11 protein-coding genes are annotated in these 13,022 nt (G+C 69.7%); 6 read left to right on the plus strand and 5 right to left on the minus strand.

Going from position 1 to position 13,022, the window contains the following annotated elements:
- Positions 1 to 2: 2 nt before the first annotated feature.
- Complete coding sequence (locus G6O68_RS25915) at positions 3 to 1,700, plus strand: CRTAC1 family protein (RefSeq protein ID WP_240911509.1); 1,698 nt, start codon at positions 3 to 5, stop codon at positions 1,698 to 1,700.
- Here the strand turns inward: G6O68_RS25915 and G6O68_RS25920 are convergent.
- Positions 1,654 to 1,923 carry a hypothetical protein gene (locus G6O68_RS25920; RefSeq protein ID WP_165251604.1) on the minus strand — a complete coding sequence of 90 codons (270 nt, stop codon included), beginning with the start codon at positions 1,921 to 1,923 and terminating at the stop codon, positions 1,654 to 1,656. The genes G6O68_RS25915 and G6O68_RS25920 overlap by 47 nt on opposite strands.
- Before the next feature lie 390 nt (positions 1,924 to 2,313).
- On the opposite strand from G6O68_RS25920, the gene G6O68_RS25925 reads away from it, so the two are divergent.
- From G6O68_RS25925 to G6O68_RS25940, 4 genes are all read left to right on the plus strand, one after another.
- Positions 2,314 to 2,922: a hypothetical protein gene (locus G6O68_RS25925; RefSeq protein ID WP_165251606.1), complete on the plus strand. Its 609-nt coding sequence runs from the start codon at positions 2,314 to 2,316 to the stop codon at positions 2,920 to 2,922.
- A 248-nt stretch (positions 2,923 to 3,170) separates the two neighbouring features.
- Entirely contained in the window at positions 3,171 to 3,407 is a 237-nt protein-coding gene (locus G6O68_RS25930; protein WP_165251608.1) for a hypothetical protein, read from the plus strand.
- Positions 3,408 to 3,776: 369 nt separating this feature from the next.
- On the plus strand, positions 3,777 to 4,370 hold the full coding sequence (locus G6O68_RS25935; protein WP_165251610.1) for an RNA polymerase sigma factor: 594 nt from the start codon (positions 3,777 to 3,779) through the stop codon (positions 4,368 to 4,370).
- 1 nt (position 4,371) lies between these two features.
- Positions 4,372 to 6,951, plus strand: a complete 2,580-nt coding sequence (locus tag G6O68_RS25940; protein WP_165251612.1) for a serine/threonine-protein kinase — start codon at positions 4,372 to 4,374, stop codon at positions 6,949 to 6,951.
- A 6-nt stretch (positions 6,952 to 6,957) separates the two neighbouring features.
- Here G6O68_RS25940 and G6O68_RS25945 read toward each other — a convergent pair whose 3' ends face one another.
- Positions 6,958 to 7,896: a site-specific tyrosine recombinase gene (locus G6O68_RS25945; RefSeq protein ID WP_240911510.1), complete on the minus strand. Its 939-nt coding sequence runs from the start codon at positions 7,894 to 7,896 to the stop codon at positions 6,958 to 6,960.
- Between the two features lie 789 nt (positions 7,897 to 8,685).
- Between G6O68_RS25945 and G6O68_RS25950 the strand changes: the two genes are divergently transcribed.
- Positions 8,686 to 10,092 carry a spinster family MFS transporter gene (locus G6O68_RS25950; protein ID WP_165251614.1) on the plus strand — a complete coding sequence of 469 codons (1,407 nt, stop codon included), beginning with the start codon at positions 8,686 to 8,688 and terminating at the stop codon, positions 10,090 to 10,092.
- Positions 10,093 to 10,120: 28 nt separating this feature from the next.
- On the opposite strand, the gene G6O68_RS25955 is transcribed toward G6O68_RS25950, so the two are convergent.
- Genes G6O68_RS25955 through modA form a run of 3 tightly spaced genes read right to left on the minus strand, consistent with a single transcriptional unit; the run spans position 10,121 to position 12,733 of the window.
- Complete coding sequence (locus G6O68_RS25955; protein ID WP_165251616.1) at positions 10,121 to 11,233, minus strand: molybdenum ABC transporter ATP-binding protein; 1,113 nt, start codon at positions 11,231 to 11,233, stop codon at positions 10,121 to 10,123.
- The gene (gene modB, locus G6O68_RS25960; protein WP_165251697.1) at positions 11,230 to 11,904 is read right to left on the minus strand and encodes a molybdate ABC transporter permease subunit; all 675 of its coding nucleotides are present in this window, start codon (positions 11,902 to 11,904) and stop codon (positions 11,230 to 11,232) included. The genes G6O68_RS25955 and modB overlap by 4 nt, the downstream gene beginning before the upstream one ends.
- A gap of 37 nt (positions 11,905 to 11,941) precedes the next feature.
- A complete protein-coding gene (gene modA / locus G6O68_RS25965; RefSeq protein WP_165251618.1) occupies positions 11,942 to 12,733 on the minus strand; it encodes a molybdate ABC transporter substrate-binding protein in 792 nt (263 codons plus the stop codon).
- Positions 12,734 to 13,022: the final 289 nt, after the last annotated feature.

Here is a 13,022-nt window from a genome sequence, read left to right on the forward strand (position 1 = left end):
CGTTGACGCTGCTCGCGGCCCTCGCCTTCGGCCCCGAGGCGGCCGCGCAGGCGATCCGTTTCGAGGACGTCGCCGCCGCGTCGGGCGTCGACTTCCGGTTCACCGACGGGTCGCGGGGCCGCCGCGACCTCCCCGAGATCATGGGGGGCGGCGTCGCCCTTTTCGACGCCGACGGCGACGGCCGCCTCGACCTGTTCTTGTGCAACGGCGGCCCGATCGCGGCCGACGCCCCGGGGCCCGATCCCCCCTGCCGACTCTTCGTCAACCGGGGCGGCGGGCGGTTCGAGGACCGCACCGAGGCCGCCGGCGCGCCCGGCCCGAGCTACGCGATGGGCGCGGCGGCCGGCGACTTCGACGGCGACGGCCGCGTCGACCTGCTCGTCACCGGATGGCGGGGCCTCCGCCTCTACCGCAACCTGGGCGACGCCCGGTTCGGGGACGTCACCGAGGATTCGGGGCTCGCCTCCGACGACTGGTCCACGGGCGCCGCCTGGGCCGACCTCGACGGCGACGGCGACCTCGACCTCTACGTCGCCTGCTACCTCGACTACGACCCCGACGCCGCGCCCTACTGCGCCGCGCCCGACGGCGCGCGCGACTACTGCGCGCCGGAGGACTTCGAGGCCCAGGCCGATCGGCTCTATCGCAACGACGGCGGCCGATTCCACGAGGTCTCCCCCACGACCGGGCCGCCGCTCCGGCGCGAGCGAGGGCTGGGCGTGCTGATCGCCGACTTCGACGGCGACCGCCGGCCCGACGTCTTCGTCGCCAACGACGGCGGCCGTTGCCGACTCCTGGCCAACCGCGGCGGCCTCCGTTTCGAAGACGTCGCCGAGGAGGCCGGCGTCGCCCGCGACCGCCTGGGGAGGCCGCTCGCCGGGATGGGGGTCGCCCGGGCGGACCTGGACGGCGACGGGCTCCCCGACCTTGCGGTCACGAACTTCCTCGGCCGGTCGACCGTCGGCTTCCGCGCCCTCGTCGCGCGCGGCGGCTTCGTCGACGATTCCGAGCGCCTGGGACTGGCCCAGGCCACCCGCCGCGTCCTGGGATTCGGGATCGTCGCCGCCGACTTCGACGGCGACGGCCGCGTCGATCTCCTCCAGGCCGACGGTCACGTCCTGGAGCGAGCACGGCTCGGGGTTCCGTTCGCCATGCGTCCGCTCCTGCTGAAGGGACGCCGGGGAGGCTTCGAGGACGCGTCCGACCGCGCCGGGCCGTGGTTCGACCGGCCCGCCCTGGGGAGGGGCCTGGCCGTGGGCGACGTCGACGGCGACGGCCGGCTCGACGTCGCGGCGGCCGCCCTGGACGTCCCCTTCGCCCTGCTCCTGAACCGCTCCGGGGGGGCCCCCCTAGCGAGCCTGGAGTTGATCGATCGTCACGGCCTCCCCGCCTTCGGGGCGCGGGCCCGCGCGACGATCGCCGGCCGAGTGATCGTCCAGGACCTCGCCGGCGGCGGCAGCTACCTGTCGAGTTCCCCCCCCCGGCTGGCCTTCGGGCTCGGAGACGCCCCCCAGATCGACTCGCTGGAGGTGTCCTGGCCGTGGGGAGGAGTCGAGACCTGGCGCAACCTGCCGCTGCCGCCGGGGGGGCCGATCCTCCTCCGCGAGGGGGCTTCGATGCCCCCCGCTCCCGAAGTCGGAGGCCCGATCCCGGTCACTCCCGCCGGCGAGCCTCGTTATACTTCGTCCCCTCTCCCGTGAGCAGCCAGTTCGAATTGGCCCCGGTCAGCTCGAGGAATCGGAGGAGATCCTGGGCGGGCATCGAGGCCCCGGCTTCATAGAACGCCCATCGGCGGAAGGGGATCTTGAGCTCGGCGGCCAGGATCGGCCCGCCGTTCTCCCCGTAAAGCTCGAGGCGGATCTCCCGCAATCGTTGGGAGAGCCCCTCCTTGATCGCCTGCCAATCGGATTCTGGATCGTGCATCTCGATCGTCCCGACGACTTGGCCGGCCGCCACGAGGGATCCGACCCCCGGCAAGCCTGAGGTCTCCGAGGCCCATTTCGGTCGCACCGCCCTCTCGGAGGCAGCGGGGACCACAGTCGCGACGCCACCCAAGTCTACCAGGGTCGCGCCCCCGACGATCAAGGCCGGTCGGGGAAATCCGACAGCCAATCCCGCGGCCGGCGTCGTCGAAACACCGACTCCCCGCGGCGACGGGCGCTCTTTGCAAATTTCGGAAAAAGCATGACGCGGGCCGGCCTGGATTACGGTGCCTAGTGACGAGGGATGAAGGAGGGGAAACCCGCACCCCCTCCTCCGCCTTCGAAATCAACCATATCCGTCACCGAGACCGTGGAAATCAGGGGCCGGGCCGTGTCACTAGCCAGTCAGGAAGAGCTCGATCGTCTGGCCGGGCGGATTCGGGTCGCCTACGACCGCCGGGGCGTGCGCTGGAACGACGGCCGTTCGACGTCGCGCGTCTGGACGGCGGCCGCGATGACCCTCTGGCAGTGCCACGTCGACGACCCCGCGGTCCCGATCGATCCCGAACTGTTCGTGGCCTCGCAGCGCTTCCGGCCGGCCGAGGCCGACCCCTGGACCGACCTCGCCTCCGCTCGGGCCGCCGAGGCCTACCGCGTCCGGGTCCGCCGAATCGTCCGTCAGCTCCGCTCCGAGCTCGGCCGCGAGATCCGACTCGCCGAGCGACTGGTCCTCCAGGGACGCTCGCTCGGCACCGTGCTGTGCGACCGGAACTCCCGGCTCTCGCCGATGGGCCGCTACATCGTCGCCCGTCGCGCCGCCCGGCCCGACCTGGCTGAGCGTTGGCATCACGACGCCTTCGTCCAGCATGAATGCTGTCCGCTCTACCGCCACGCCAGCCTTGAGTATCTGTCGAACGAGGAATATCCCTCGGGAAGGAAACTCGACGGGTCGCCCAAGCTGGTCTCCCCGCCGACTCTCCTGTCGACGTCCCGGAATTAACCGCCTGATGAACCGCGTCGGTGCCCGTCGGGACAATTCGGCCCCAGAAAACTTGATTTTCGACACGGATTGATTCGATCGATTTCACAAACGCCCCGCAAGCGTCGGCGACGACCCGGCCCCCGTCCGGCCACCAGTCGACCCCGCGTCCAGGAGCGTCGCCCCCCCGCCAGTCGCTCACAGCTCCACTCTCCACGCCATAACTCGATTCAACTAACTCCTAAATCATCCATTCAAGGAGTCGTCCCATGCGTACGCGCCGCGCCTTCCGCCCCAGCCTGGAAACTATGCCCCGTCGCGACGTCCCGAGCTCGATCGTGGTCACCGATCCGCTGGCGCCGATCATGGTTCCGACCCAACCGCGGCCCAATTACCTCCTCCCCACCGATCCTTATCACATCACCAACCCCTTCCCGCAGGAAGATCCCTACGCCGGCCCGGACGCCCCCGATACGACCGACCCGACCGCAACGCTCCCGTGCTGATGCGTTGTCTGGCGACACCGCCCCAGCCGGCCACCGAATCTCACCTCTCTTCCGTTACCGTTCGCCGAGGGCGATGTTGATGCAAATCAACATTCCCTCCTTTTTTTTTGGCATCTTGCGAACATCTTTGCCAATCCGGCCATTTATAAGATTTCATTTCGTGGTTTTTCCGCTCCAGGCCGACTTCCTGTAATAAGGAGCCTCGCATCCTTCGGGATCTTGTGGGTACACTTCCCTTGTTGGACCTGATGCCAGGATGGAGAATTCGACGAGGGGAGGCGCGGGAGGCCCAACGATCGCCGGATCGGACACGATTGGATCGCCGAGGTCTTCCGACGAGGCTTCCCAATTGAGAATGGGAGGCGACTAATGACTGCGTTGTCGAATCGCGGGATCGACGACGAGCTGACGAGAATCCTCAAGAACGCTCAAGAAGGCGATCAACTAGCCTGGGAGAGGCTCTTCCGAGAGTATTATCCCAAGGTGCGCCGCGTCGTGCGCCGCAAGCTCGGCACATCCATGCGCTCGCTTTACGACTCGACCGACTTCGCGAGCGACGTGATGAAGAGCCTGGCGGCCAACTTGAGCCAGCTGGACTTCGCCTCTTCCGAGCATCTGGTCGCGTTCCTGGCGAAGGTCGCCGAGCAGAAGGTGATCGACGAGCACCGCCGTCAGCGGACTTTGAAGCGGGATGTGACACGGGAGCGTCCCCTGGAAGGGACGGCGGGGTCGACCCCCTTTCAGCTCGCCTCGCCCGACCCGACCGCGAGCCAGCTCGCCCAGGCCAAGGAGGCGGCCGACCGGCTGCTCGACCGCCGGGACGCGACCGAGGAACTGATCGTCCAGATGCGCCAGGACGGCCACGACAACAGCGACATCGCCGGCCACATCGGCTGGAACATCCGCAAGGTGCAGCGGTTCCTCAAGAATCTCCAGGACTCGTTCGGCGGCGAGAGGCGATGACATGGAATTCGCCGACCCGGACGGTTTAGACCAGGACGCGTTGGCGCGCGTCGGCCGCGAAATCCACCGTTTCGAGCGCCTCGCCGAGGGGCGTCGCGATCTCGCGCTCCGCCCCTACTGGAGCGAACGCGAGCCGCACGCCTCCCTGAGCCCGCTGGAGCGGCTGGTCTGCCTCAGCGGCCTCATCAAGGCCGACCTGAGACGCCGCTTCGAACTCGGCGAGCCCGTCGCCGTGTCCGCCTACCTCGACCAGTTCCCCCAGCTCCGCGCCGCCGACAGCCGGGTGGTCAGCCTGGTCTACGAGGAGTTCTGCCTCCGCGAAGAGCGCGGCGAGGTCCTCGACGTCGACTCCTTCTGCGACCGGTATCCCGACTGGAAGGATTCCCTCGTCTCTCAGCTCGGCTATCACCGGATTCTCAGCCTGGCCGCCGGGCTGGCCCCGCCAAAGCCCAATTTTCCGGATGTGGGCGACGAATTCGAGGAATTCTCCCTGCTTGCGCAGATCGGCAAGGGGGGATACTCCCGGGTCTTCCTCGCGGCCGACCGCTCGCTCGGCGGCAAGCGCGTGGTCCTGAAGGTCTCGATCGACCGCGGCCAGGAGGCCGAGACCCAGGGCGCTCTTGACCATCCGCACATCGTCCCGGTCAACGCGGTCGTGTATCAGCCCGCTCAGAAGCTCCGCGGCCTCTCGATGCCCTACCGGCCCGGCCTGCCGCTCGACGAGGTGATCCAGCGCGTTCGGCGACCGGGCGCGCATCCTCCCTCGGCTCGATCGCTCTGGGAGGCCCTCGTCGAGGGCGTCCGCGAAGGCTCGGCAACCGCCCCCCTCGACGACGACCTGGCGGCCGCCCTGAAGGCCGGTCCGGTCAGCGACGGTTGGCGCGGCTTCCCGCTCCAGGGCTCGTTCGCGCAGGGCGTGGCCTGGATCGGACTGGTCATCGCCCGGGCCCTCGCGTACGCCCACGATCGCAAGACGTATCATCGCGACGTGAAGCCCGGCAACGTCCTGCTCACCATCCAGCACGGGCCCCAACTCCTGGACTTCAACCTCGCCCAGTCCCCGCACGCCCCCTCCGAGGCGGGATCGGCCTTCCAGGGGGGGACCTTGCCTTACATGGCCCCCGAGCAGATCGAGGCCTTCCTCAACCCCGACCGCTGGGACGACGTCGCCGCCGCGGCCGACATCTACTCGCTCGGCCTGGTCCTCCGCGAGTTGCTGACCGGCCAGGCCCTCGACATGCCCGACTCCAAGCTGCCGCCTCCCCGGGCCCTCTGCGAGCTACTGGATCGCCGGCTGTGCCTCTCGGCGGACGTGCGGCTGTACAACCGCGAGGTGCCCTATGCCCTGGAGGCGATCGTCCAGAAGTGCTTGCGCCACGACCCCGCCGAGCGTTACGCGAGCGGGGCCGATCTCGCGGAGGACCTGGAGCGCCTCCTCCAGCATCGGCCCATGGCCTACGCCGAGAATCCCTCGAAGACCGAGCGGGCCCGGAACTGGGCGACGCGCCACCGCCGCCTCGTGGCGGTTAACGTCTTCTACCTGACGGTGCTCGCGCTGATCTCGCCGATGCTGATCGAACGCATCGGGCTGCTGCTCCTGCCGCCCCTGAAAGAGCGCGAAGAATACCGACTGGGGGTCGCGGCGGTGGACGACGGCCGATATGCCGCCGCAATCGGCCTCTTCACGAAACTCGAGAAGGATTATCCCGACTCGCCCCTGCCCTCCGCTTATCTGAGCATCGCACACGTCGGGATCAACACCCAGCCGGAGGACGACGCGCAGCGTCATTATCTCGCGGCGATGCATAAGCCGGGTGCGGACGGCGAGTTGCGCGAGTGGGCCAGGAGCCACCCCCGATTCCTAAAGCAGCTTGCCATGCTGGGGACCAATCGCCTCGACCGGGCGAAAGCCCCACTGACGGAGAACGCCCGCGACGAAACGGTCCGGGACGACAAGGCCGCGATGTTTGACCGCATCTACCAGGTCGCGAACCACGCCCTGACTTACGTCCTGGAATCCGACGACTCGTCTATCGCGGCCCTGCACGGCCTGGCGACGACGGCCGAGCATCGCAAGGAGTTCGAGCTGGCGCGAGACTTCCTCTGCCGGCTCATCCAGCGGGCTGAGAACGGCGAGATCGAGGTCCGGGGCCCTCTCCTGGTCTCCTGGCGGATCCAACGGGCGCGGGTCGTCACCGGTCTCGGCAGACAGGTCGCGGAGCCGGGCCCGGTCAGGCCCGCCGATCCTCACCGAGCGATGGACCTCGTCAACGATGCTCTCAAGGACCTGGAAATCTGCTCGCGACGGTCCATCTCCAAGTTTCAGCTACCCCACTACTACTCCGTCAAAGCGGAAGTGCTGCTGACGCGCGGCGAGTTGCACTGCCAGGCCGGATCGATCCAACTCGCCCAGGCCGACTGCCGCGACGCCAAGGCGCCGATGGAGATGTGGTTCGATCTGACCAGGGCCGCCGGCGAGTTCGTGCCCGAGGATTTCGAGTCCAAGTACAGGACTCGATTCCGCAAACTCCAGGAACGCATCGGCGTCAGCCAGGCCGCGTCCGACGCCGACGGGGATTGAATCGATTCATGTCGACGAGGAGTCTGGGGCCGACCGGGGATGGAACCGGGCGTGGACCTGGCGGAGTCGGCTGAGTTCCACGCGCGTGTAGACCTGCGTCGTCGCGATCGAGGAATGGCCCAGCATCTCCTGCACGGCGCGGAGGTCGGCCCCGCCGGCGAGCAGGTGGGTGGCGAAGCTGTGCCGCAGGGTGTGCGGGCTGACGTCGGCGTGGAGGCCGGCCGCCATCGCGTGCTGCTTCACGATCCGCCACAGCCCGACGCGCGAGAGAGCCTTCCCCGCCCGGGTCACGAACACCGTCGGCGTGTCCGGATAGCGGGCGATCAGGGCGGGCCGATCGTCCCTTAGGTAGGCGGCCAGCGCGTCGCGGGCCCGCGAGCCGATGGGGACCCAGCGCTCCTTGTCCCCCTTGCCGATGCAGCGCGCCAGGCCGGCCTCCAGGTCCAGGTCGCCTGGCCGAAGGCCGACGACTTCCGAGGCGCGGCAGCCGGTGGCGTAGAGGGTCTCCAGCGCCGCCCGGTCGCGACGGCCCAGCCGGGTGGTCGTGGTGGGAGCGGCCAGCAGCTTCTCCACCGCGGCCGGGCCCAGGACGACCGGCAGCCGATCCCAGACCGCCGGCGCCGTGAGAAGCTTGGCGACGTTGTCCGTCAGCTTGCCTTCCAGCACCAGGTAGCGGAAGAACGTCGACAGGCTCGCCAGATGCCGCGCCACGCTGCTCGGCGCCAGGCCGGACTCCACCAGGACGTCGACGTACCCGCGCAGGACCGCCACGTCCAGCTCGCCGATCGGCCCGGGAGCATGCACCTTCCGCCAGCCCAGGAACCGCATCAGGTCCGACCGATACGCCGCAAGAGTGTGCGACGAGACCCCGCATTCCGACATCAGATAGTGCAGGAACGGACCCACCGGATCCTGCTGGCGGCCGGGACGATAGGCGGATTTCACGAGGCGCTCCGCTTCGGTGGGAGGTCGATCCGGGGGACGTGTCAGATCGCCCGCGTCCGGAGGGACCGGGTGACCCTCCTCACTCCAGGATCGGCCGTCCGACTCGGCGACTTCAGAGGGGCCCCTCCCGGCGTCCGGATCGGGTCGAGACGGATGGAGCGAGGTCGTCGGAATTCCTCCGATTTCGGCGTCGGTATTCGACGAACCCGGCCCATGGTGATCCTTGAGGGATTCCGCGGGTCACCGGCCGTCGGTTCGTGCCGGTGAGGAAATGGCTCGGTCGCCTCGTCGCTCCTCGCGGGATGCCAGGGGACAGGGGCCGTCGAAGGGCGAGGGTCGAATGACCGGAATTCTCCCAACCTGGAGATCGATCGTCGGCCTCGTCCCAGGACCTCGTCGAGGTCTCGATTCGTCGCGATTCCGCGAAAATCCTGGTCGTTTCGCGCCGAACGAACCCAATCTCCGAAGCCGATTTACCTCAACAAGCCGTTTACCCCTAAGATCTTGCGTCCGATGGGTTCGTTTCCGGAGAGCGTCGAACGAAGCCGATCCCGGGGACCGCCCGGGAACGACGAGATTTCGAGGTCGACCCGGCCCTTTTGGCCAGCGATGGCACGGGTGAAGCGGGTGGCCTCGACGTATCTAATGCGGCCGGTCGCCCGCGATCCCCAGGGTCCAACTCGGGAGTCGAAGCCGCGGAGCGTCAGGTCTCGTCAGGCGAGGGCCCGGCCGGGTATAACTCAGGATCGATCTCCGCGCGATTATCACCGACGAGGCTATTTTTTAAAGATGTCGTCCCCAGCATCCGAGCCGGCGGGCTCCGCGTCCACGCGCCAGCGCACCCTCCCCACGATCGGCGGCCCCCTCTTCGCGCTGGCCGTGCTCTTCGGGATGAACCTGCTCAACTACATCGACCGCTACTCGTTCTTCGCGGTGGGTGTGGACATCAAGAAGTCGTTCGAGATCGACGACTTCTGGTACGGCATCCTGGGCGTGGCCTTCATGGTGGTCTACACCGTGGTCTCGCCGCTGATGGGCTGGCTGGGCGACCGCTACGACCGCCGGATGCTGCTGGCGGGGGGCGTGGCCCTCTGGAGCTTCGCGACGGTCGGCTCGGCGTTCTCGCTGGACTACCGCCACATGTTCTTCTGGCGGGCCCTGCTGGGGGTCGGCGAGGCGAGCTACGGCGTCATCGCCCCGACCCTGATCGCGGACCTGTTCCCGGTCGCGAAGCGAGGCCGGGCGATGGGCCTGTACTACCTCGCGCTGCCGCTCGGCGGCGCGCTGGGATACGGCCTGGGGGGCTGGATCGGGGATCACTGGGGATGGTCGAACGCCTTCCTGGTGGTCGGGCTCCCGGGGCTCCTGTTCGCGGCCGCCGGGCTGCTGATCCACGACCCCGGTCGCGGGGCGTCCGAGGGGAAGCAGTACGCGGGCAAGGCGGATCGGCCGAAGATGGGCGACTACCTCAGGCTCTTCACGATCCCGACCTACGTCCTGAACACGATCGGGATGGCGGCCGTGACGTTCGCCACCGGGGCCTACGCGGTCTACGGCGCCAACTTCTTCCAGACCGTTCGCGGGATGTCGATGACCAACGCGACGTTCTGGATCGGCATCCTGACGGCCATCGCCGGGCTGCTGGGGATCGCGCTGGGCTCGGGCCTGGCGGATTACACCTACCGGTTCACGAAGCGGGCCTACCTGTTGCTGGCGGCCCTGGTGACGGCGGCGGCGGTCCCGTTGGGGCTGTTCGCGATCCTGGAGCCGAAGGTCGCCTTTTCGATGGCGATGCTGTTCGGCGCGATGATCCTGCTGTCGATGGTGCTGGGGCCGTGCAACACGGTGATCGCCAACGTCGTGCCGGCGAACAAGCGGGCGTCGGGATACGCCCTCTACATCTTCCTGATCCACGTCTTCGGCGACATCAGCTCGCCGATCATCCTGGGCTGGATCTCGACGTTCTTCGGCCGGCCGGGCGTGGCGAACTCCTGGATTGGCCAGTTCTTCAGCTCGATCGGAGCCTCCCCCGTCGGCGAGGAGAACCTGACCGTCGCCATGCTGCTGGTGGCCCCGGTGCTGGCCGTCGGCGCGTTCTTCTTCCTGCTGGGGTCGCGGTATCTTCCCGAGGATCAGCGGCGAGTCTCGGAAGGCCAGGCGGTCGGCGCGGAGACCGTGGCGGGCTCCTTCCACTGACCGACGGCCAAACCGGCGGGGAGCCGGATCACCCGGGCGTCCGTTCGACGCGGACGCTCCGGGCCTTGATGATCATCCAGACCGGCCGTCCGGGCGCGAGGGCGAGGACGTCGGGGGTCGACGCGAGCGTGCCGACCAGCCACCGCAGCTCGCCCGTGCGGACGACGACCTCGGCTTCCCGGCCGTGGACGGCGATCGCCTCCGCCCGCCCCTCGATCTGGTTGCGGGCGCTCAGGCCCTGCACCGGCCCGGCGGCCAGGAGCACGTCGTCGCCGTCGACCTCGACGCCGACCCGGGCCCCGGGCGGCTCATCGACGTAGGCGACCGTCAGCGCGGGGCCGCCGTCGAGGTCCAGCCGGGTCCACTCGCGGCCCTCGCCATGCCCGGCGACCCGCGCCGAGAAGACGTTGCGGACCCCTTCCAGATGCCGGAACTCGGCGCGTCGTTCGTCGGCGAGGATCTCGGCCGGGGCCCCTTCGGCGACGACCCGGCCCGTTTCGAGCAGGAACAGGCGGGTCCCCAGCGTGACGGCCTCGGCCGGGCTGTGGGTCACATAGAGGATCGGCACCCTCTCGGCGCGCTGGACGCCCCGCAGGCGATCCAGGAGCGTCCGCCGCCCGGGGAGGTCCAGGGCCGAGACCGGCTCGTCGCAGAGCAGGAGCATTGGACGGGGGGCGAGGGCCCGCGCCAGGCCGACCCGCTGACGCTCCCCTCCGGATAGCGTCTCGATGCGCCGGTCCATCAGCCCGGTGATCCCGCAGGATGCGGCGACCTCCTCCAGCCGTCCGTCCCGCTCCGCTCGGGAGGCCCCGCGCAGGCCGAACGCCACGTTCCCCGCCACATCCAGGTGGGGGAACAGCAGGTCGTCCTGGAAGATCATGCCGACGCGTCGCCGACGCAGCGGGACGTCGACCCCGAGATCGGCGTCGAACAGCGACGCGCCGGCCAGGATGACGCGGCCGGCGTCGGGCCGGGCGAGGCCGGCGAGGAGCCGGAGCAGGGTCGACTTGCCGGCCCCGGACGCCCCGAACAGGACGCCGATCTCGTCTCCCAGCCGGATCGTCGCGTCGATCGTCAGCCCCGGATGGACGCGGTGCACGACATGGGCGTCCAGGATCGAAGGGGGTACGGTGTCGTTCACGGCCGCCCCGCCCGCGTGGGGAGCGTGCGCTGGACGAAGGTCAGGGCCGCGACGGCGATTGAGGCGATGCCCAGCGAGAGCCAGGCGGCCCGCGAGGAGTCGCCCGCCTGCACGGCGTCGTAGATCGCCAGCGAGGCGGTCTGGGTCAGGCCGGGGATGTCGCCGGCCACCATCATCGTCGCCCCGAAGTCGCCGAGGGCCCGGGCGAAGGCCAGCGCCAGACCGGCCGCCAGGCCCCGCCAGGCCAGGGGGAGCGTCACGGTCAGGAAGACCGAGGCCTCGCCCCTGCCCAGGAGCCGCGCCGCGTCCTCCAGGCGGGGGTCGACGGCCTCGAAGGCGCCCCGCGCCGGCAGCAAAAAGAGCGGGAAGGCCGCCACCGCCGACGCCAGGACCGCCCCCGACCAGTGGAAGACCACCACGAGCCCGAGCTGAGACTCGAGCCAGGCCCCGAGCCAGGCCCGCCGGCCGAACGCCCGGAGCAGCAGGTACCCCAGCACGGTGGGGGGCAGGACCAGGGGGGAGACCAGCACTCCCGCCGCCAGGCCTTTCCCGGGGAAGCTCCGTCGCGCCAGAAGGAGCGAGGCCGGCAGGCCCGCGAGCGCCACGACGCAGGTCGCGGCCGTCGCCACCTTCAGGGACAGCCAAAGCGGGCCGACGTCGGGGATCTCGATCACGCGGGGGACCTTCGCTCGGAGGACGATGGTTCGGTCAAGGGCCCGGAAAGCCGAAGCCGTGCTCGCCCAGGATCCGCCGCCCCTCGGGCCCCAGGAGGAAGGCCGCGAATCGTGAGGCCCGATCCTTCCGAGGGGATCGCGTCAGGATCCCCAACGCCTGGATCCGGGGCGGATAGAGCGCCGGGTCGATCTCGACGACGCGCGAGCCCGCCCCGGCGACGAGCGACCGGCTCACCAGGGCGGCGTCGGCGTCCCCTCGCTCGACGTGCAGCAGGGCCTGCGAGACCGAGGCCGTCGGGACGATCTTCGGGCCGAGGTCGGCCCAAAGTCCCGCGTTCTCCAACGCCTCCCTGGCCGCCTTCCCGTAGGGGGCGGCGTCGGGGTTGGCGATGGCGATCGTGCGGACCTCGGGCCTGGTCAGGTCGCCGAGGCTGGCGACCGTGCCGGCGGCCTCGGGGTGCACCAGGAGGACGATCGAGCCCTGGGCGTAGGGGGCGACCGACCCGGCGACGACGTGCCCCTCGCCTTCCAGTTCCCTGGGCAACTCGAGGTCGGCCGACAGGAAAACGTCGAACGGGGCCCCGCCTCGGATCTGCTCGGCCAGGTTTCCCGAGGCCCCGAAGGTCGGCGGGACCACCGGGCCGTCGCGGCCTTCATAAGCTTCGAGGAGCTTGGGAAGTACCCGCTGGAGGTCCGCCGCCGCCGCGATCCGCAAGGGCTCGACGCCCCCGACGTACTCTTTGGACGCATCGCAACCAAGGGAGAAGGCGAGGATCGCCAGGGCGAGCAGCCCCCGGGGCGACGCCGGACTGGTTCCGCGGCTCATGATCCAACGAGATCCTCGGAGGGGGCTCGATCGTTCGCGACGGCGCATCCTACGGGGGGCCGCGTCGCCCCGTCAATCTCGAGCCCGGAGCCCCGGAGCCTCCCGCTGAGATTGCGATGCGCGGGCGAATCGGGTAAGACCGAGCGATGCGCCGTCCTTCCGCCCGGCCGGGCCCGCGAGCGTCCCCCGGGGCGCCTTGCGGCCCTCCCTCCGCCTCGACTTGATCCCGCGCCGGGGGCTGGAAGAGAATCGTCCATGCGACGGCGAACGAGCGTTGCCCGGCGTCGCG

It is taken from the genome of Paludisphaera soli (genome assembly GCF_011064595.1).
GTDB lineage: Bacteria > Planctomycetota > Planctomycetia > Isosphaerales > Isosphaeraceae > Paludisphaera > Paludisphaera soli.

Coding starts and splice junctions, on each gene's coding strand:
- modA (WP_165251618.1), bottom strand. CDS start 12,733: ATGAGCCGCGGAACCAGTCCGGCGTCGCCCCGGGGGCTGCTCGCCCTG.
- G6O68_RS25950 (WP_165251614.1), top strand. CDS start 8,686: ATGTCGTCCCCAGCATCCGAGCCGGCGGGCTCCGCGTCCACGCGCCAG.
- G6O68_RS25930 (WP_165251608.1), top strand. CDS start 3,171: ATGCGTACGCGCCGCGCCTTCCGCCCCAGCCTGGAAACTATGCCCCGT.
- G6O68_RS25935 (WP_165251610.1), top strand. CDS start 3,777: ATGACTGCGTTGTCGAATCGCGGGATCGACGACGAGCTGACGAGAATC.
- G6O68_RS25940 (WP_165251612.1), top strand. CDS start 4,372: ATGGAATTCGCCGACCCGGACGGTTTAGACCAGGACGCGTTGGCGCGC.
- G6O68_RS25920 (WP_165251604.1), bottom strand. CDS start 1,923: ATGCACGATCCAGAATCCGATTGGCAGGCGATCAAGGAGGGGCTCTCC.